This is a genomic window from Vibrio sp. 10N.222.55.C6, assembly GCF_041473395.1.
Classification (GTDB): Bacteria; Pseudomonadota; Gammaproteobacteria; order Enterobacterales; family Vibrionaceae; genus Vibrio; species Vibrio crassostreae_C.
Genome location: NZ_JBFRSD010000091.1, coordinates 1 through 492 on the forward strand (window position 1 = coordinate 1; position 492 = coordinate 492).

Sequence of the window (492 nt, forward strand, 5' to 3'; positions counted from 1 at the left end):
CTTCCAATAGATAAGCGTCTTTGTCGACTAAAATGGCTTTAAAGCGACCTTGGTATAGATGACCGACTCGGTTATGTTTTCTATTGAACTTTTGGGTATACACACCATTAAGCTGACGCATTCCCTTACTTAAGTTCCCATCAGGAGTTTCGACGAGTAGATGGTAATGATTGGTCATTAAACAGTAGCTATGCACGACCCAATTGAATCGCTCACTGGTGCCTGACAACACTTCGATAAACAATTCAAAATCTTGCTCTTCCAGATAAATCGGCTGTCGAGCATTACCGCGCGACGTTACATGATAGAGCGCACCCGCATACTCTATTCTCAGTGGTCTACTCATTGTCTTCCCTATACAAAAATGGCCTAGTTAAAAACTAGACCATTTCATCAAAAAGGGGCTTTGTTTCCTAAATCAGGGAACTAATGCTTAAAGCTACGATCAGATCATCTAAGTTCACTCACATACTTAGAGCAATGCCAAAGCCT

General features: G+C 41.5%; 1 protein-coding gene. It reads right to left on the minus strand.

Annotated features, from left to right (window positions below):
- A partial coding sequence (locus tag AB4486_RS22685; protein ID WP_372118728.1) for a transposase occupies positions 1-346 on the minus strand: 346 nt, incomplete at its 3' end.
- Positions 347-492: the final 146 nt, after the last annotated feature.